We start from the raw sequence: 18,637 nt of genomic DNA on the forward strand, positions 1-18,637 counted from the left end.
CCGCCGTCCCTGCCTTCACCGCTCCCGCGGTCTCGCCCGCCGTCCCCGCTCCGTCGGCCGCCACGGCGACCTCCTCCTCCGCGCCCGTCGCAGCCGCGGCTGCGGCACCCGCCGGCCGTCGCGCGCACCGCGCCGTCGAGCGCCCCGCTTCGCGTCCGGCGATGAGGCACGGCGTGCACCCCTCGCGCGTCCCGATGATGCGCCGCATCGCTCAGCGGGCCCTGCCGCCGACCGTCATGCTCGCCGTCGCCGGACTGCTCATCGGCACGACCGTCCCCGCGAACGCGCTCTTCCGCCCGAGCGACGTCGCCGCCTCGACGAACCTGAGCGCGATCGCGACGGGCGCGGCCGCCGAGAAGTCGACCGAGCCCGCCCAGGTGCTCGAGATGAACGCCGCGGCGACCGCAGCCGCACCGGTCGCGAGCCGTGACGACTGGTCGGTCACGTCCTACGCCGAGATCCTCCGCGCGAAGTACGGCAACCGCGACTTCACCTACACGACCTCGGGCACCGGCGCGGTGCGCTGGCCGTTCCCGTTCGCGACGACGATCAGCTCCGGCTACGGCGACCGGGTCGCCCCGTGCCGCGGCTGCTCGAGCTACCACCGCGGCACCGACTTCACACCCGGCTACGGCACGCCCATCCAGGCGGTCGCCGACGGCGTCGTCTCCGATCTGCAGGAGGGGTGGTCATACGGCTCGCACGTCTTCATCGACCACGTCGTCAACGGCCAGAAGGTCACGACCCTCTACGCCCACATGGAGTCCGGCAGCTCGCCGCTCGTGCCGGGTCAGGTGGTCGCCGCGGGCGACTTCGTCGGACTCGTCGGCAACACGGGTGCGTCGACCGGCCCCCACCTCCACCTCGAGGTTCGCCTCGACGGCATCCCGGTCGACCCGTTCGCCTGGCTCACCACCAACGCGAGCTAGCGACTCCCGAACGCACGAAGAAGGCCCCGGATCCCTCCGGGGCCTTCTCTCGTTCGCCGCGTCGCCCGGCTAGGCGATCCAGACCGTCGTGTCGGCGGGAACGGCCCGGCCGTCGATCGCGTCGCTCGCGAGCAGGACGTCGCCGGCGGGCAGCTCGACGGGCGTGCTGCCGAGGTTCGCGAGGACGGTGAGCGAGCCGTTGCGGTACGCCACGACGTCCTCGCCGTAGCCGTCGAGCCACTCGACCGAGCCGAGGCCGAGCTCGCGCTCGGCGCGGATGTCGAGCGCGGACCGGTAGAGCTCGAGCGTCGAGCCGGCAACGCCCTCCTGGCGGTCGCGCGCGTACTCGCCGAAGACCTCGGGCTGGGGGAGCCAGCTCGAACCGGTCTCGTTGAAGCCGAATGCGGGGGCGTCGGCCTCCCACGGGATCGGCACGCGGCATCCGTCGCGGCCGTAGGCCTCTCCGCCGGTGCGGTGGAAGGTCGGGTCCTCGCGCACGTGGTCATCGAGCTCGATGACCTCGGGCAGCCCGAGCTCCTCGCCCTGGTACAGGTACGCGCTGCCGGGCAGGCTGAGCATGAGCGCGGTCGCGGCGCGCGCGCGGCGCAGACCGATCTCGACATCGGGCTTGTCGGGCGAGTTCGGGCCGATGCCGGCGTTCGGGCCGGCCGTGTGCTCGGGCAGGCCGTAGCGGCTCGCGTGGCGCACGACGTCGTGGTTCGAGAGCACCCACGTGCTGGGCGCGCCGACGCCCGTGAAGGCGGCGATCGACTCGTCGATGACGGCGCGCAGTCTCGGCGCGCTCCACGGAGTGCTGAGGTAGCTGAAGTTGAACGCCTGGTGCATCTCGTCGGGGCGCACCCAGAGGGCGGCCTTCTCGAGCGGCTCGACCCACGCCTCGGCGCAGAGCACGCGGTCGCCCGGGTACTCGGCGAGCACGCGGTGCCAGTCGCGGTAGACCTCGTGCACGGCGGGCTGCGCCCAGTAGGGCACCTCCTCCGGGGCCATGAGCGCGTCGGCGATGCCGTCGCCGCTGGACTTCTCGGCGATGTCCGGCAGGCCCTCCTTCTTCATGAGCCCGTGGGCGACGTCGACGCGGAAGCCGTCGACGCCGCGGTCGAGCCAGAAGCGCAGGATCCGGCGGAACTCCTCCCAGACGACCGGGTTCTCCCAGTTGAAGTCGGGCTGCGAGCTGTCGAAGATGTGCAGGTACCACTGGCCTGGCCGGCCGTCGGGCTCGGTCACGCGGGTCCAGGCGGCGCCGCCGAAGACGGAGGGCCAGTTATTCGGGGGCAGCTCGCCGTTCTCGCCGGTGCCGTCGCGGAACATGTAACGGTCGCGCTCCGGCGAGCCCGGGGCGGCCGCGAGGGCCTCCTGGAACCACGGGTGCTCGCTCGAGGAGTGGTTGGGGACGAGGTCGACGATGACGCGCAGGCCGTGCTCGTGCGCGCGGTCGCGCATCGTGTCGAAGTCGGCGAGCGTGCCGAAGATCGGGTCGACGTCGCAGTAGTCGGCGACATCGTAACCGGCGTCCTTCTGCGGCGAGCGGAAGAACGGCGAGAGCCAGACGGCGTCGACGCCGAGCGCCGCGAGGGAGGGCAGGCGCTCGGTGATGCCGGCGAGATCGCCGATGCCGTCACCGGATGCGTCGGCGAACGACCGCGGGTAGATCTGGTAGATGACGGCGGAGCGCCACCATTCCGATCCGGGTGTGGACGCTTCGCGCGCGTCCGAGCGTGTGGTGGTAGGGGTGGTGTCGGTGGACATGCATAAAACCCTACGTCACCCCCGCCAAAATGGAAGCGTTTGCATTCAACCCTGGCGTTCGCTGAGCGATTCCCGGAAGTAGCGCGCAGAACTGGGGAGTTGTGGGCAAGTCAGACACCTGCTCTAATGGAAGCGCTTGCAGATGCAGGCACATCAAGAGAATGGCCTCTTGGGCGAGGCGCCCGTTCCCGTACGGGTGCCGGCAGCGCGTCCGGCGATGAGGCCGTCCGCACACGAAAGGGTGAACACCGATGAAGGTGACCTCACGCAGCTTCACGATCACGGGGGCTCTGGCCATGTCGGCCATCGTCCTCGCCGGGTGCACGGCACCCGCAGGCGAGCCCGGCGAGGGCTCGGAGGAGCCCCAGTTCGAGGGCTCGCTCACGGTCTGGGTCGACGCAGACCGCGCCGGCGTCCTCGAGGACGCCGCCGCGGCGTTCGAGGATGAGCGCGGCGTCTCCGTCGAGCTCGTGACGAAGGACTTCGGCGCGATCCGCGACGAGTTCATCACGCAGGCCCCCACCGGCAACGGCCCCGACATCATCGTCGGCGCGCACGACGGGCTCGGCAAGCTCGTCCAGAACGGCGTCGTCTCGCCGCTCGAGCTCGGCGACAAGGCCTCCGAGTTCCAGGACGTCGCCGTCGCGGCCATGAGCTACGAGGGCCAGACCTACGGCCTCCCGTACTCGGTCGAGAACATCGCGCTCGTGCGCAACGTCGACATCGCGCCCGAGGCGCCCGAGACGTTCGACGACCTCATCGCCGCCGGCCAGGCCGCCGTCGCCGAGGGCGCCGCCGAGTACCCCTTCCTCGTGGGCCTCGACCCGGCAGCCGCCGACCCCTACCACCTGTACCCGCTGCAGGCCTCGTTCGGCGCCCCGGTCTTCGAGATCACCGCTGACGGCACCTACGACCCGACCACGCTCGCGCTCGGCAACGAGGGCGGCGAGGCCTTCGCGGTCAAGCTGCGCGAGTGGGGCCAGGCCGGCATCCTCAACACCAACATCTCGGGCGACATCGCCCGGGAGGAGTTCGTCGCCGGCAAGTCGGGCTACTTCCTGACCGGTCCGTGGAACCTGCCCGCCATCAAGGAGGCCGGCATCAACTACGCGATCGACCCGATCCCCTCGGCCGGTGGCGAGACCGCCACGCCGTTCGTGGGCGTGCAGGGCTTCTACATCTCGAGCGAGAGCGAGAACCAGCTCGCCGCCAACGAGTTCCTCGTGAACTACGTCGGCACCGACGAGGTCCAGACCGCCCTCTACGAGGTCGGCGGCCGCGCTCCCGCGCTGCTGAGCGCCTTCGAGGCCGCGCAGTCCGACGCCGACGTCGCCGCGTTCGGCGCCGTGGGCGCCGAGGGCGTGCCGATGCCGAACGTTCCCGCGATGGACGTCGTGTGGTCCGACTGGGGTTCGACCGAGGTCGCGATCATCAACGGCCAGGGCGACCCGGTCGAGCTGTGGCGCGCGATGGTCGAGAGCATCCAGAGCAAGATCACGGGCTGACCGCCCGCCTCTTCCGCACCATGACGTGCCGGGAGCCGCTCCGCCCGCAAGGGTCGGGGTCGTGCTCCCGGCACGTTCGCGAATCGGACCCCCGACCCCTCGGAGCCTCATGAGCAACACGACCCCCGGCGCCCAGCAGCCCCTGCTCGCGCCGCCCGCGGCCCGGCCGTCCGGCCCTCGGACGGCGGCTCGATCGCACGCTCAGACCGTGCGCGGCCTGCTGATCAAGATCGCGCTGCTCGGCATCGTCGACGCCATCGCGCTCTTCGCGATGTTCATCCTCGTGATGCGCGAGGAGTGGCTGGTCTTCGCGATCGCCGCGGTCGTGACGGTGATCATCAACGTCATCTACCTCCGGCCGGGCTGGCTCCCGGCCAAGTACCTCGCGCCCGGCGTCTTCTTCCTCGCCGTCTTCCAGATCTTCGTCGTCGGCTACAGCGGCTACATCGCCTTCACCAACTACGGCGACGGCCACAACTCGACGAAGGAGGACGCGATCGAGTCGATCATCGCGAACTCCCTCACGCGCGTCCCCGACTCCCCCACCTACCGCCTCACGGTCGTCGAGCAGTTCGGGACGTACGGCTTCCTCGTCACCGACCCCGATGGCGACACCCTTCTCGGCACCCCCGAGCAGCCTCTCGAGGAGGTCGACGCCGAGGAGGACAGCACCGGCAAGGCCGTCTCGGTCGCGGGCTGGACGAGCCTCGGCTTCGGCGACCTCCTCGCCAACCAGAGCATCGTCGTCGACCTCAGCGTTCCGCTCAGCGACGACCCCAACGACGGGGCCCTGCGCACGCCCGACGGCTCGAGCGCCTACGTTTACACCTCCGACCTCGTCTACGACGAGACGGCAGACACCTTCACCGACACCACGGGGGGCGAGGTCTACGTCGACGGCGGCGACGGTTCCTTCGTCAACGAGGCGGGCCGCGAGCTGCAGCCCGGCTGGAAGATCGACGTCGGATTCGAGAACTTCCAGCGCGCCTTCACGAACGAGGACATCCGCGGGCCGCTCCTGAGCGTGACGCTCTGGACCTTCGCCTTCGCGATCCTCTCGGTCGCCTCGACCTTCGTCCTCGGCCTCTTCCTCGCGATCGTCTTCAACGCCCCGCACATGCGCGGCAAGAAGATCTACCGCGTCATCATGGTGCTGCCGTACGCGTTCCCCGGCTTCCTGTCGGCGCTCGTCTTCCTCGGCCTCTTCAACGAGCAGTTCGGGTTCTTCAACCAGGTGCTGCTCGGGGGTGCGAGCATCCCATGGCTCACCGATCCGTGGCTGGCGAAGTTCAGCATCCTGTTCGTGAACCTCTGGCTCGGCTTCCCCTACATGTTCCTCATCTGCACGGGAGCACTCCAGTCGATCCCGGAGGAGCTGAGCGAGGCCGCGACGGTCGACGGAGCGAAGCCCTTCGCGGTGTTCCGCCTCATCAAGTTCCCGCTGCTGCTCGTCTCGGTCGCCCCGCTGCTGATCTCGAGCTTCGCGTTCAACTTCAACAACTTCAATCTCATCTACATGCTCACCGGCGGCGGGCCGCGCGATATCGAGGCCGGCGTCGATGCCGGAGCCACGGACATCCTCATCACGCTCGTCTACAAGGTGGCGTTCGGCGAGGGGACGGGCCGCGACTACGGGCTCGCGAGCGCGTTCGCGATCCTGATCTTCCTGATCGTGGCGACCGTCTCGATCATCTCCTTCCGCCAGACCAAGGCCCTCGAGGAGCTGAACTGACATGACGAACCCGTTCAACACCCAGCAGGGCGCCGAGATCGGCGATCGCCTCAATCCGCTCGTCGCCGGAAGCGGAGCGACCGACCGCGCCAGCCGCGCTCCGCGCACAGTCCAGACCGCCGACGGCCGCGTCCTCCCGACGCGCCGGCGCCGCTCCTTCGGGCGCTGGTTCGCCGACACCGGCTGGCGCCACCTCATCGGCGTCGTCATGCTCGTCTTCGCGGCTTTCCCTCTGCTCTACGTGCTCTCGGCCTCGCTCAACCCGACGGGCACGCTCGTCGGCTCGAACCAGCTGTTCCGCGTCGTCGACTTCAGCAACTACGTCGAGCTGTTCCAGCGTCCGCAGCAGCCGTACGCGGCGTGGTTCCTCAACTCGCTCGTCATCGGACTCGTGACGGCGGCCGGCACGGTCTTCCTCGCCGCGCTCGCCGCGTACGCGTTCTCGCGCCTGCGGTTCACGGGCCGCCGCGTCGGCCTCCTGACGCTCCTGCTCGTGCAGATGTTCCCGCAGCTGCTCGGCGTCGTCGCGATCTTCCTGCTCATGTCGGGCATCGGCGAGATCTTCCCGCAGGTGGGCATCGGCACGCAGTCGGGCCTGATCCTCGTCTACCTCGGCGGCGCGCTCGGCGTGAACACGTACCTCATGTACGGGTTCTTCAACACGATCCCGGTCTCGATCGACGAGGCGGCGAAGCTCGACGGCGCGAGCCACGCGCAGATCTTCTTCGGCATCGTGCTGCGGCTCGTCGCCCCTATCCTCGCCGTCGTCGGACTGCTGTCGTTCATCGGCACCTTCAGCGAGTTCGTCATCGCCTCGATCATGCTCACCGACCCGCAGACGCAGACCCTCGCGGTCGGCCTCTACCAGTTCGTCTCGCAGGAGACCTCGCGCAACTGGGCGATCTTCTCGGCCGGCGCGGTGCTCGCGGCGATCCCCGTCATGGCGCTGTTCCTCTACCTGCAGAAGTACATCATCGGCGGCCTCACGGCCGGCTCGGTGAAGTGAGCCCGCTCCGGTGACGCGCGATCTCGCGAGCGAGCCCCACCACGACGGGTCATCGCTCTACGTCTCCACGCCCGCTCCCGAGCTCGGCGAGGCGGTGCGGGTGCGGATGCGCATCCCCCGCGAATACGGACCGGTCGCCGCCGTGACCGCGCGCTCCAATCCCGATCACGAGCCGCGCTGGTCGCAGGCCGCGCGCGTGGCCGCGACGCCCGAGGCCGAGTGGTGGGAGGCCGAGCTGCTCGTCGAGAACCCCGTGCACGGCTACCGCTGGCTCATCGGGCGCGGCGACGGCACGGTGCAGTGGCTGACGAGCGCAGGGCTCAGCGACATCGAGCCGCGCGACGACGACGACTTCCGGCTCGTGACGCACGCGCCCCCGCCCGCGTGGGCGCCCGAGCAGGTGATGTACCAGGTCTTCCCCGACCGGTTCGCGCGCTCGGCGGCGGCCGACGCGCGGCCGATCCCCGAGTGGGCCGAGCCCGCGGAGTGGGACGACGAGCCGATCGGGCGCGGCGCGTCCACTCCGGTGCAGTACTACGGCGGCGATCTCGACGGCATCGTCGAGCACCTCGACCACCTCGAGCGGCTCGGCGTCACGCTGCTCTACCTGACGCCGGTGTTCCCCGGCCGGTCGAACCATCGCTACGACGCGCACTCGTTCCACCACGTCGACCCGGTGCTGGGCGGCGATGACGCCCTCGTACGTCTGGTCGAGGCCGCGCACGCGCGCGGCATCCGCGTCATCGGCGACCTCACGAGCAATCACTCGGGCGACGCGCACGAGTGGTTCGTCGCCTCGCGCGGCAAGCCGGGTGCCCCCGAGAGCGACTTCTACCTGTGGCTCGACGACGCCCAGCTCGACTACGTGTCGTGGCTCGGGGTGCCGAGCCTGCCGAAGTTCGACTGGTCATCGCCCGAGCTGCGGCGCCGCTTCATCGAGGGGGAGGACTCGGTCGTCGCGAAGTGGCTGCAGCCGCCGTTCTCGCTCGACGGCTGGCGCATCGACGTCGCCAACATGACCGGACGCTACCGCGAGCAGGATCTCAACGCCGAGGTGCGGCAGACGATCCGCCGCACGATGATCGAGACGAACCCCGACACCGTGCTCTTCGCCGAGGTGACGAACGACGCCGCGAGCGACTTTGCCGGCGATGCGTGGCACGGCGCGATGACCTACCCGAGCTTCACGCGCCCGATCTGGGCCTGGCTGTCGGAGCCCGGCTCGAGCGAGTGGTTCTTCGGGCTGCCGTACCCCGAGATCCCGCAGTGGTCGGGCGAGCAGGTCTACGAGTCGCACCGGCGCTTCACGGCGGCCTTCCCGTGGCGCACGCGCGTGTGCACCATGAACGCGCTCGACACCCACGACACCGCGCGCTTCGCGACGTGGGCGCGGCCCGGCGCCGTGCGCGTCGCGGTCGGGCTGTCGATGACGGTGCCGGGCATCCCCGTCGTGTTCGCGGGCGACGAGTTCGGGCACACGGGCACGAACGGCGAGCACTCGCGCACGACCATGCCGTGGAGCCGCGTCGACGAGCACGCCGAGACGATCGACCTGTACGCCGAGCTCATCGCCCTGCGCCGCGCGCACCCCGCTCTGAGCCACGGCGGCATGCGCTGGCTCCACGCCTCCGCCGACGCGCTCGTGTTCGTGCGCGAGACGGCCGAGGAGAGCATCCTCGTCTGCGCCGCGCGCGCCGACGCCGACATCGCGCTCCCGGCCTCCGCGATCGCCGGCGACGCCGTGCGCGCGACCGGTGATGGCGCGCTCGCGGATGGCCGCATCCGGTCGCGAGGGATGTCCTTCACCGCGTGGTCGCTGCCCGGCGTGGCCCTCCCCGCGTTCGGCTCGGAGGAGGTTCCCGCACCCCGCTGACGCGCGCCCGCGCGCGGCCCGACCGCGTTTCGGATGGTGCGCCGACGGGTGCTAATCTTCTCTGGTGCCGAAGCCCGGTAGGGTCTCGGCAGCGCCCCGATAGCTCAGTGGTAGAGCACTTCCATGGTAAGGAAGGGGTCGTCAGTTCAATCCTGACTCGGGGCTCTGGTACTTCCGGTTCGCGCCGGAGGCCTGCCCGGCGGGGTAGCTCAGGTGGTTAGAGCACACGGCTCATAATCGTGGTGTCGCGGGTTCGAGTCCCGCCCTCGCTACTCCTTCTCGACTCGCGTCGCGCGTTCGTGCACGGCGCGGGCTACTGCTCGGTGAACGCGAGCGCGGCGCCGAATCCGACGAACGCGAGCCCCGTCACGACGTCGATGCCGCGCTGCGTCGACTCGCGCGCCATCCAGCGCCGCAGCGCCTGCGCGCCGAGGATGAGCACCGTGAACCACACCGCGCTCTCGACCGCGTGGATGCTCGCGAGCGCCGCCCCGAACAGCGCCGCCGGCACGTCGGCGGGCAGGAACGCCGGCAGCACGGCGACGTAGAACACCGCGACCTTCGGGTTGAGGAGCGTCGTGAGCAGCCCCTTCGTCGCGGCGGCGCGGATGCCCGGCGCCGCGATCGTGCCCGTCACGACGAGCGCGTGGCCGGGGCGGAATGCCGACCACAGCATCCGCGCCCCCAAGAAGATGAGGTAGGCGGCTCCGACGACCTTGAGCACCGTGAAGGCGACCGCCGAGACGGCGAAGAGCGCCGAGAGACCGAGGGCGGCGGCGATGCCCCAGACGAGAGCGCCGAGGCAGATGCCGGCGCCGGCGGCGAACGCCGGGCCGCGGCCGTGCCGGATGGCGGCGTGGAGGACGAGCGCGGAGTCCATGCCCGGGGTGATCGTCAGGAGGGCGGCGACGATCGCGAACTGCCACAGGGCCTCGGTCGCGCTCACGATCGCGATGCTAGCGCCGCGGCGGGCCGGGCCGGCGCGTCGCCGCGGCCGGTGCGCCGCCGGTCAGTACCCCTCGTGCTCCTCGAGCAGTCGGGCGAGGTCGGCCTTGACGCCCGCGATCGCCTCGCGCTGCTCCTCCTCCGTCTGGCGCACGATCGCGCGGCGGGGGATGAGCCGGGCCTGCACGAGCTCGGCGAGGGTGTCGTCGCGCGCGCGGAGGGCGATCTCGCGGAGCGTCTCGTCGTCCTGCCGCGTGGTCCGGAGGCGGTCCATGACGCCGCGCATCGTGCGGGTGCGGGCGCTCAGGCGCTCCGACTCCTCGCGCTGGCGCTCGAAGTGCTTGCGGAGGCGCGCGAGTCGAGCGCGCTCGGCGCGGCCCGGGCGGCGCGCGCCCGGCGCATCCGGGTCGGGCAGCGGCATCGGGGTCGCGCGCTGGGTCTCCTGCGCGAGCCGGTGCGCCGTGGCGCCGAGCTCGACGAGCAGGGCGTCGACGGCGCGCTGCGCCATCGCGACGCCGTCGTCCTCGTTCCACGATCCGCCGTCGCGCAGCGTGCGCAGCACGATCTCGTTCTTCGTCGACAGGCGGACCGCGGCGAGCGCCACGAGGTGGCCCTCGTCGACGAGGTGGTCGAGGTTGTCGAGCGTCTCGAAGGGGCGCGGACGGCGCGGTCGAGCCTCATCGCGCGCGGCGCGGCGGGACCAGAAGCGCATGGCGGCCTTCACGTCTGTCGGGGCGTCAGCCCGGGGGAGCCGCGGGGATCATCCGCGGCGCATCCAGGCTACGGCGACCGCGGGGCCGCCGCCTGCGCGCGCGCAGGGAGCGGGCATCCGAGAAATGTCGCGCGACACGCCGAAACACTAGATGTAGGGGAATGACATCCCTGTCATTCCCGTTATATAGTGTGACTCCACCGGCCAGGCAGGCCGGAGAACGATTCGACAGGAGGTCCGCTATGGACAACGACAACGAGACCGTCGGCGGCTACGCGGTGCCCGTCGACCCGATGGACATGCTGCAGTGCGAGAGCTGCCAGTAGTCATCGGTCATTGACTCCACGAAGCCCCGGCTCACCTAATCGGTGACCGGGGCTTCGTCCGTATAAGAAGGAGCCCGCCGTGTACCGCGCCCCGGACAGCGTCGTCGAGGAGATCGCCTCCGATGCCGAGGCGCTCGACCACGTGCACCGCGTGCTCGGGCCCGTCGACGTCGTCGCCGACCGCTCGTGGGCGCACGGCGAGGCTCGGGTGCTCGAGGTGCGCACGCGCGGCGACGAGCACGCGATCGCGAAGTGGCATCGCGGCGGCCGCAATTACCACCGCGAGCTCTCGGCGTACCAGCTCTACGTGCCCGCGCTCGGCGGCGACGCCCCCCGCCTGGTCGCGAGCGACGACCGGCTGCAGCTGCTGATCCTGTCGCGCGTGCCGGGCGCCCTCGTCGAGGGCTCGGATGCCGAGCACGACCCGGTCGTGCAGGTGCGGGCCGGCGAGGTCCTGCGCCGCCTGCACGACTCGACCCCCGCGATCGCCAACGACCACTTCGGCGACGCCGTCATGTCGAAGTTCGCCTACTGGGCCGACCGCATCGGCGATGCCGCGAGCGCGGCCGAGCTCGACATCGCTCGGCGCATCGCGGCGACCTCGCTCGAGCTCGGGCCGCTGGCGATGGTGCCGGCGCATCGAGACAACTCCTCCCGCAACTGGATGCTCGGACCCGACGGGCACGTGCGCCTCATCGACTTCGCCGCCGTCGAGTTCGAGCCGTGGGCGGTCGACCTGTTCCGCCTGCAGCAGCGCGAGTGGCTCGACGCCCCCCTGCTGCGCGAGTCCTTCCTCGACGGCTACGGCCGCCGCCCCGACGAGCGCGACCACGCCGTGCTGCACGCCTTCCACGCGGTCAGCGCGATCGCGACGATCGCGTGGGCGCTCGAGCACGACGACCTGGCCTTCGCCGCCCAGGGGCGCGAGATGCTCGATCGGCTGCTGGGCGAGACGCTGTACTGACGGCTCGGCTCGCGCCGAGCATCCGTCGCCTGATCGTCGGCCCCTCGCCGATCGGCGCCGTCCCGAGCCCGCCGCGCGCGCCCCGCCTAGACTGGGCCGGTGCCCGTGAACCCCGCTCTGACCGAGCGCGACTTCCCGCCCGTCGCTCCCTACCTCGTGGGGCGCGAGAAGGTGCGCGAGTTCGCGCGCGCCGTGCTCGCCACGGCCCCGCTGCACCACGACCCGGAGGCCGCGCGCGCCGCGGGCTTCGCCGACGTCGTGGCTCCCCCGACCTTCCCGATCGTCGTCGCCGACGCGACGCTCGCGCAGCTGCTCGCCGAGCCCGACGCGGGCATCGACTTCAGCCGCGTCGTGCACGGCGACCAGCGCTTCACCTACTCGCGCCCCGTCGTCGCGGGCGACGAGCTCACGGCGACGCTGCGCGTGACGAGCATCAAGTCGCTCGGCGGCAACAGCATGATCACGAGCGAGACCGCGATGGTCGACGCCGACGGAGCGCACGTCGTCACGAGCATCTCGACGCTCGTCGTGCGGGGGGAGGACGCATGAGCCTGCTCGACGGTCTCGAGGTCGGCCAGGTCGTGGCCGAGCGCTCGTTCCCGCTCACGCGCGACACCCTCGTGCGCTACGCCGGCGCGAGCGGCGACTTCAACCCCATCCACTACCGCGACGACGTGGCCGCCGCCGTCGGCTTGCCGGGCGTGCTCGCCCACGGCATGCTGACGATGGGCTTCGCCGTGCAACCCGTCGTCGACTGGCTGGATGCCCGTGGCTGGGTCAGCGACTACCAGGTGCGGTTCACGCGCCCGGTCGTCGTCGACCCGCAGCTCGGCGCCGTCGTGACGGTCGCGGCAAAGGTCGGGGCGCTGGATGACGCCGGAGCCCGCATCGACCTCACCGCGACGGTCGGCGAGCAGACCGTGCTCGGCAAGGCGCAGCTGCGCGTCACCGCTCTCTGACCCACACCCCGACGATGACGACGACCCGCGAGAACGAGCCGCTCTCCGCGCACACGACCCTGCGCGTCGGCGGCCCCGCCGCGCGCTTCGTCGAGGCCGCGACGATCGACGAGGTCGTCGACGCCGTGCGCGAGGCGCAGGCCGGGTTCGACGACTGGATGGTGCTCGGCGGCGGCTCGAACGTCGTCATCGGCGACGAGGGCGTCGACGGCACGGTCATCCGCATCGCCACCCGCGGCGTCGAGCGACTGCCCGATGCGCCCGGCTCGAGCCGCCCGATCCGCCTCCGCGTGCAGGCCGGCGAAGGCTGGGAGGCGCTCGTGGCCCTCACCGTCGAGAACGGGTGGGCGGGGCTCGAGGCGATGTCGGGCATCCCCGGGTCGACGGGCGCAGCCCCGATCCAGAACATCGGCGCCTACGGGCAGGAGGTCGCCGAGAGCCTCATCGCCGTCGAGGTGCTCGACGACGACGGCGAGCGGCGAGTCATCCCGGCGCCCGACCTGAAGCTCGGCTACCGCACGAGCGTGCTCAAGCACGGCGGAACCCGCGCGGTCGTCCTGAGCGTCGACCTCGCCCTCGAGCAGAACGCGGATGCCCGCAGCCGGCCGGTGCAGTACGCCCAGCTCGCCGAAGCGCTCGGCGTCGCGATCGGCGAGCGCGCGCCTCTCGTCGGCGTTCGGGCTGCGGTGCTCGCGCTGCGCGCCAGCAAGGGCATGGTCCTCGACGCGGCCGACCCGAACTCGGTGAGCGCAGGCTCGTTCTTCACGAACCCGATCGTGAGCGAGGCGTTCGCGCGCACGCTGCCGACGGATTCCCCGCGCTGGCCGCTCGCCCCCGAGCCGCCCGCGCTCGCCGTGCCGCTCGGCGCGGAGCCCGCGCCCCCGGCCGAACCCGCCTCGCACGATGTCAAGCTCAGCGCCGCCTGGCTCATCGAGCACGCCGGCATCACGCGCGGCTTCGCGTTGCCGGGGTCGCGCGCCGCCGTGTCGAAGAAGCACACCCTCGCGCTCATCAACACGGGCGACGCGACGGCGGGCGAGATCGCCCAGCTGGCCCGGTACATCCAGACGCGGGTCATGAGCGAGTTCGGGGTCGTGCTGCACCCCGAGCCGGTGTTCGTGAACCTCGATCTGTAGGCCCGACTACAGCAGTCCGCGCTCCATCGCGAGGGTCACCGCGCGCGTGCGGTCGTGGACGCCGAGCTTCTCGAACACTCTCAGCAGATGACTCTTGACGGTCGCCTCGCCGATGAAGAGGCGCTCGCCGATGACGCGGTTCGAGCAGCCTGCGGCGACGAGGCGCAGCACGTCGAGCTCGCGCGGCGTGAGCTCGGCCGCGGCGGGCGCGCGCAGTCGGGCCACGAGCTGCGCGGCGATCGCGGGCGAGAGGGCCGTCTCGCCCCGCGCGACCGAGCGCACGCCCTCGACGAGCTCCTCCGCGGGGGCGGCCTTGAGCAGGTAGCCGCTCGCGCCCGCCTCGATCGCGGCGATGATCGTGGAATCCGACTCGTAGGTCGTGAGGATCAGCACGCGCGTGCCGGGCAGCTCGGCGCGGATGCGCGCCGTCGCGACGTCGCCCGTCGCACCGGGCATCCGCACGTCCATGACGACGAGATCGGGGCGCAGGCGCCGCGCCTCCTCGACCGCGGCGAGCCCGTCGGCGGCCTGCCCGACGACCTCGATGCCGTCGACGTCGTCGAGCAGAGCGACGATGCCGGCGCGCACGACGGCGTGGTCGTCGGCGACGAGCACGCGGATCACGCGCCCGCCTCCGCCGCCGCCGAGCGCAGGGGGACGCTCGCCGTGAGCACCGCTCCGCGCCCCGGTGACGAGTCGACGGAGAAGACCCCGTCGACGAGCGCGAGCCGGTCGCGCATGCCGTGCAGCCCGAATCCGTCGCGCGCGCCCGCCGGGTCGAAGCCGATGCCGTCGTCGGTCACGCGCAGGGCGACGGACTCCGCGGTGCGCGTCACCGACACCTCGATCCGGGATGCCCTGGCATGCTTCCGCGCATTAGCGAGCGCCTCCTGCGCGCACCGCAGCACGACCACCTCGACGTCGCGCGGCAGCGCGAGCCGCCCGGCCGGGTCGCCCGACTCGCCGTCGAGGACCGCGACCGCCACGACGACCCCGGTCTCGCGCTCGAACCGCTCGGCGAGGCGGTGCAGCGCCCCCGCGAGGTCGAGCGACTCCCCCTCGGGGACGCCGATCGGGCCGGCCGACCCGGCGACGGGAGCGCCCGCGGCGACGAGCGCGCGCGTCTCGCCGAGCGTCTCGCGCGCGACGTCCTCGATGAGCGCGAGCACCTCGGGGTCGCCGCCCGTGCGGCGGGCGCGCTGGGCGAGCAGGACAAGCCCCGTGAGGTCCTGGGCGATCGTGTCGTGCAGCTCGCGGGCGAGTCGCTCGCGCTCGGCGGCGGCCCCGGCGTCACGGTTGAGGGCGGCGATCTGCTCCTGCGCGCCCTGCAGCTCGCGGAGCAGGGCGCCGTTGCGCTCGCCGAGCGCGGTCATGCGGCTGATCCAGAGCCCCATCGCGAGGCTGAACCCGAGCGAGAGCGTCATCGTGAACGCGGTCTGCGCGAGGTTCTCCGGTTCGGTGCCGAGCGAGACGAGGAAGCCGACGCCGACGGCGATCGCGACGGCGATGTTCTGCACGATCGCGCGCCGCACGGTCGGGGCGTAGACCCAGGCGATCGGGTAGACGACCACCTGGAGGATCGCAAGCGTCGGGTACCCGGCGACGGCGATGCCCGCGGCGAGCGCCGCGAGCGCGACGAACCAGGGCGCGGTCGGCGCCGCGGGGCCGCGGCGCCCGAGGGTGAGCCACGAGACGACGAGGAGCGCGAGCCCCGATCCGCCCGTCGCGAGTCGCCACGGCTCGGCGGTCTGCAGGACGAGCAGCACGGCCAGGAGGGCGGCGACCCCGATGACGGCCGCATCCCACCAGGTCAGGCTCCCCGCGGCATCCGATCGCTCGTTCATGACCGGCTCGCCCTACGAGTCGCGGCGGATCCAGCGGAACGTGAGCCGCGTGAGGATCAGCCCGGCGACGAGCCAGACGGCGAGCGCGAGCGCGATGCCCGGCTGATCCCAGCTCTCGTTCTGCTCGAGCACGACGAGCTCGTCGGGCAGGAACACGCTGCGCATGCCCTGCGCCATCCACTTCAGGGGGAAGATCGAGGCGACGCTCTGCAGCCAGTCGGGCAGGTCGCTGAAGCGCAGGTAGACGCCCGAGATGAACTGCAGCACGAGCGTGATCGGGATGACCACGGCCGTCGCCGACTCGCCGCTGCGGGGCACGGCCGACAGCGCGATGCCGAGGATCGCCGAGGTGATGACGCCGAGCAGGAAGATCCAGACGAAGTCGCCCCAGCGCGCGGGCTCCTCCGGCAGCGGCACCTGGAAGACGGTGAACGCGAGCAGCAGCAGGATCACCGCCTGCAGCACGCCCGTCGCGACCGACTGGCCGATCTTGCCGATGAAGTAGCTCACGACCGGAAGGGGCGAGCCGGCGAGGCGCTTGAGCGTGCCGTTGCTCTTCTCGGCGGCGATGTCGATCGCGAGGTTCTGCAGCCCGCTCAGCAGCACGCCCGCGGCGAGCATCGCGGGCAGGAAGAACCACGCGGCGGTGATGTCGTCGCCGTCGGCGGTCTGCCCGAAGCTCGCCTCGCTGAACGAGACGGAGAAGATCGTGAGCATGACGACGGGGAAGAGGAAGGTGAAGAACACGGTGTCGCCCTGACGGAAGTACGCGCGCACCTCGTAGCCGATGCGCAGCACGCCGAGCCGCAGGGTGCGGGCGAGCGGCGAGCCGAGGGCGGGGGATGCCGGGCGCGCGCCGGTCGCGCCGGTCGCGGTCGTCGGTGCGGTCATGCGCGGGTCTCCGTCAGGGTGTCGGGGGCGACGAGGTGGTCGGCATGCTCGTGGCCGACGAGGTCGAGGTAGACGTCCTCGAGGCTCGGGCGGATCACCTCGAGGCCCTCGGGCTCGCCGCCGAGCCGCGCGACGAGCGCGGCGACGACGGCGGCGGGGGCGTGCGTGCGCTCCTCGCGCGCGCCGCCCTGCTCGACCCAGCGGACGATCGGGATGCGCGCATCCGCCCCGCCCAGCTCGTCGATCGGCGCGAGGTCGACCATGCGGCCGCTCGCGATGACGCCCGCGCGGTCGCCGAGCTGCGCCGCCTCGTCGAGGTAGTGGGTCGTGAGGAGGATCGTCGTGCCCTCGCTCTGCAGCTGGCGCACGAGCGCCCAGAAGCTGCGGCGCGCCTCGGGGTCGAAGCCCGTCGTGGGCTCGTCGAGGAAGAGGAGCTCGGGCCGGCCGATGATGCCGACGGCGACGTCGACGCGGCGGCGCTGACCGCCCGAGAGCTTGCGGATGAGCGCCCCGGCCTTCTCCTCGAGGCCGACCGCGGCGATGACCTCGTCGACGTCGCGCGGGTTCGGGTAGAGCGAGGCGAAGTGCGTCAGCTGCTCGCGCACGGTGACCGCTCCGACCTCGCCCGAGCTCTGCAGGACGATGCCGAGCCGGGCCTTCCAGTCGAGGCCGGCCTTCTCGGGGTCGGCGCCGAGCACGCGGACCTCGCCCGAGGTGCGTCGGCGGTACCCCTCGAGGATCTCGATCGCGGTCGACTTGCCGGCGCCGTTGGGGCCGAGGAGGGCGAAGGTCTCGCCGCGGTGGATGTCGAAGCTCACGCCGTCGACGGCCGCCGTGTCGCCGTAGGTCTTGTGCAGGTCGCGCACCTCGACGACGTTCTGAGGAGTGGTCATGGCATGAGTCTCGCGGGCGGGGGCCCCGTCGGCAACGGCCGTTCGGCCCGTCGTCGACTCCACCGATCGGTGGAGGCCCCCGCCCGCGAGGGCGGCGGTGCGCGGTCGGTGCCGCGGTCAGTCGCCGGTGGTGCTCGAGGCGGCGCTCGTGGTGGTCGTCGCGGTGCCGGATGCCCGGCTCTCGCGCCGTGCCCCCGAGGTCGCCGCCCCGATAATCGCCCCGACCACGAGAAGCCCGCCGATGCCGGCGACGAGGATGATCGGCACCGAGCCGTTGGGCAGCTCGTCGAGCCAGCCGAGCTCGGCGAGCAGGGCCAGGGCGGCGATGCCGACGAGGATCACGCCCCAGATGATCGTCGAGACGCGCGGTCGCAGCGGCTCGAGGTCGACGCTCGAGGCGCCATGGCCGTAGGGGGTGTCGGTGCTCATCGGTCCGTTCCTTCCGTGGTGAAGAGGATGTCGCCGGCGCCCGAGATGACCTCGAGCGTCAGGACGCGGTCGCCGCCGTCGGGCGAGTCGAGCCCGCTCTCGCGCGGGATCGTCCGGGACTCGTCGCCCTCGACGAGGGTCGCGTCGCCGGCGCCGGAGACGATCTCCCATTCGACGGCGCCCTGCTCGGGCAGGACGACGGTGACGTCGCCGGCTCCTGCGACGATCGTGATGACGCCCTCGAGCCCGGCGCCGGAGCGCGTGCCGTCCCAGTAGTCGGAGAGGTCGACCGTGGTCGAGCCCGCTCCGACGACGAAGGCCTGGTCGTCGTCGTCGGTGTAGAGCGGCGCGTACTCGCCCGACCCGACGAAGCGCAGGTCGCTGCCCGCGCCGGGGGAGGCCCCGGCGATCGCGAGCCCGATGAGGGCGACGATCGCCGCGGCGGTCGAACCGCCGGAGCGCTTGCCGATGACGCCGTTGACGATGATCGCGAGCCCGAGCACGCCGACCGCGACCGCGAAGCCGAGGACGACGTCGCCGCGCTCGATCTCGGTGCCGCCGGAGGTGAGCGTCGTGACGGCGCCCGCGATGAGCGCGAGGCCGATGGCCGCGAGCGTGAAGAGCGGGTGCGAGCGCGTGCGGCGGCGCAGCTGGCGCTGCCGCTCATACTCGGCGACGCGCGCGCGGCGCTCGGCGGCGAGGCGGTCGGCCTCGGCCTGGCGGCGG

The 18,637-nt window shown here is 72.0% G+C and carries 18 protein-coding genes and 2 tRNA genes; 11 read left to right on the forward strand and 9 right to left on the reverse strand.

Translation table 11 applies throughout. The annotated features are described in order from the left end of the window. The coding region (locus Q7T15_RS09995) for a M23 family metallopeptidase (RefSeq protein ID WP_304695838.1) at positions 1–929 on the forward strand (929 nt) is incomplete at its 5' end. 69 nt (positions 930–998) lie between these two features. On the opposite strand, the gene Q7T15_RS10000 is transcribed toward Q7T15_RS09995, so the two are convergent. Then, positions 999–2,696 (reverse strand): glycoside hydrolase family 13 protein, encoded by a 1,698-nt coding sequence (locus tag Q7T15_RS10000; protein ID WP_304695840.1) that lies wholly within the window; start codon positions 2,694–2,696, stop codon positions 999–1,001. Between the two features lie 251 nt (positions 2,697–2,947). On the opposite strand from Q7T15_RS10000, the gene Q7T15_RS10005 reads away from it, so the two are divergent. From Q7T15_RS10005 to Q7T15_RS10030, 6 genes are all read left to right on the forward strand, one after another. Continuing rightward, positions 2,948–4,201, forward strand: coding sequence for a maltose ABC transporter substrate-binding protein (locus Q7T15_RS10005; RefSeq protein ID WP_304695842.1), 1,254 nt, complete (start codon positions 2,948–2,950; stop codon positions 4,199–4,201). Between the two features lie 109 nt (positions 4,202–4,310). Next, positions 4,311–5,933, forward strand: coding sequence for an ABC transporter permease subunit (locus Q7T15_RS10010; RefSeq protein WP_304695844.1), 1,623 nt, complete (start codon positions 4,311–4,313; stop codon positions 5,931–5,933). A gap of 1 nt (position 5,934) precedes the next feature. Then, positions 5,935–6,939 carry a sugar ABC transporter permease gene (locus Q7T15_RS10015; protein WP_304695846.1) on the forward strand — a complete coding sequence of 335 codons (1,005 nt, stop codon included), beginning with the start codon at positions 5,935–5,937 and terminating at the stop codon, positions 6,937–6,939. 10 nt (positions 6,940–6,949) lie between these two features. Further along, positions 6,950–8,812 (forward strand): glycoside hydrolase family 13 protein, encoded by a 1,863-nt coding sequence (locus Q7T15_RS10020; RefSeq protein WP_304695848.1) that lies wholly within the window; start codon positions 6,950–6,952, stop codon positions 8,810–8,812. Between the two features lie 93 nt (positions 8,813–8,905). Continuing rightward, positions 8,906–8,977 (forward strand) — tRNA-Thr (locus tag Q7T15_RS10025). 33 nt (positions 8,978–9,010) lie between these two features. Further along, positions 9,011–9,084, forward strand: a tRNA-Met gene (locus tag Q7T15_RS10030). Between the two features lie 41 nt (positions 9,085–9,125). On the opposite strand, the gene Q7T15_RS10035 is transcribed toward Q7T15_RS10030, so the two are convergent. Both Q7T15_RS10035 and Q7T15_RS10040 read right to left on the reverse strand, forming a co-directional pair. Continuing rightward, positions 9,126–9,758 carry a LysE family translocator gene (locus Q7T15_RS10035; RefSeq protein WP_304695850.1) on the reverse strand — a complete coding sequence of 211 codons (633 nt, stop codon included), beginning with the start codon at positions 9,756–9,758 and terminating at the stop codon, positions 9,126–9,128. 63 nt (positions 9,759–9,821) lie between these two features. Then, complete coding sequence (locus Q7T15_RS10040) at positions 9,822–10,469, reverse strand: hypothetical protein (RefSeq protein ID WP_304695852.1); 648 nt, start codon at positions 10,467–10,469, stop codon at positions 9,822–9,824. Between the two features lie 405 nt (positions 10,470–10,874). On the opposite strand from Q7T15_RS10040, the gene Q7T15_RS10045 reads away from it, so the two are divergent. From Q7T15_RS10045 to Q7T15_RS10060, 4 genes are all read left to right on the forward strand, one after another. Next, positions 10,875–11,759 carry a phosphotransferase family protein gene (locus tag Q7T15_RS10045; RefSeq protein ID WP_304695854.1) on the forward strand — a complete coding sequence of 295 codons (885 nt, stop codon included), beginning with the start codon at positions 10,875–10,877 and terminating at the stop codon, positions 11,757–11,759. A 99-nt stretch (positions 11,760–11,858) separates the two neighbouring features. Further along, positions 11,859–12,308, forward strand: coding sequence for a MaoC family dehydratase N-terminal domain-containing protein (locus tag Q7T15_RS10050; protein WP_304695857.1), 450 nt, complete (start codon positions 11,859–11,861; stop codon positions 12,306–12,308). Further along, complete coding sequence (locus Q7T15_RS10055) at positions 12,305–12,718, forward strand: MaoC/PaaZ C-terminal domain-containing protein (protein ID WP_304695859.1); 414 nt, start codon at positions 12,305–12,307, stop codon at positions 12,716–12,718. The genes Q7T15_RS10050 and Q7T15_RS10055 overlap by 4 nt, the downstream gene beginning before the upstream one ends. Before the next feature lie 14 nt (positions 12,719–12,732). Continuing rightward, positions 12,733–13,854, forward strand: coding sequence for a UDP-N-acetylmuramate dehydrogenase (locus tag Q7T15_RS10060; protein ID WP_304695861.1), 1,122 nt, complete (start codon positions 12,733–12,735; stop codon positions 13,852–13,854). A 6-nt stretch (positions 13,855–13,860) separates the two neighbouring features. Here Q7T15_RS10060 and Q7T15_RS10065 read toward each other — a convergent pair whose 3' ends face one another. From Q7T15_RS10065 to Q7T15_RS10090, 6 genes are all read right to left on the reverse strand, one after another. After that, the gene (locus Q7T15_RS10065) at positions 13,861–14,478 is read right to left on the reverse strand and encodes a response regulator transcription factor (RefSeq protein ID WP_304695864.1); all 618 of its coding nucleotides are present in this window, start codon (positions 14,476–14,478) and stop codon (positions 13,861–13,863) included. After that, on the reverse strand, positions 14,475–15,698 hold the full coding sequence (locus Q7T15_RS10070; RefSeq protein WP_304695866.1) for a sensor histidine kinase: 1,224 nt from the start codon (positions 15,696–15,698) through the stop codon (positions 14,475–14,477). Before Q7T15_RS10070 ends, Q7T15_RS10065 begins: the two co-directional genes overlap by 4 nt. 12 nt (positions 15,699–15,710) lie before the next feature. Beyond that, entirely contained in the window at positions 15,711–16,589 is an 879-nt protein-coding gene (locus Q7T15_RS10075) for an ABC transporter permease (protein WP_304695868.1), read from the reverse strand. Continuing rightward, a complete protein-coding gene (locus tag Q7T15_RS10080; RefSeq protein ID WP_304695870.1) occupies positions 16,586–17,482 on the reverse strand; it encodes an ABC transporter ATP-binding protein in 897 nt (298 codons plus the stop codon). The genes Q7T15_RS10075 and Q7T15_RS10080 overlap by 4 nt, the downstream gene beginning before the upstream one ends. A gap of 117 nt (positions 17,483–17,599) precedes the next feature. After that, the gene (locus Q7T15_RS10085) at positions 17,600–17,911 is read right to left on the reverse strand and encodes a hypothetical protein (protein ID WP_304695872.1); all 312 of its coding nucleotides are present in this window, start codon (positions 17,909–17,911) and stop codon (positions 17,600–17,602) included. Further along, the coding region (locus tag Q7T15_RS10090; RefSeq protein ID WP_304695874.1) for a hypothetical protein at positions 17,908–18,637 on the reverse strand (730 nt) is incomplete at its 5' end. The genes Q7T15_RS10090 and Q7T15_RS10085, both read right to left, overlap by 4 nt.

This window comes from Microcella sp. (assembly GCF_030645145.1).
Lineage (GTDB): Bacteria > Actinomycetota > Actinomycetes > Actinomycetales > Microbacteriaceae > Microcella.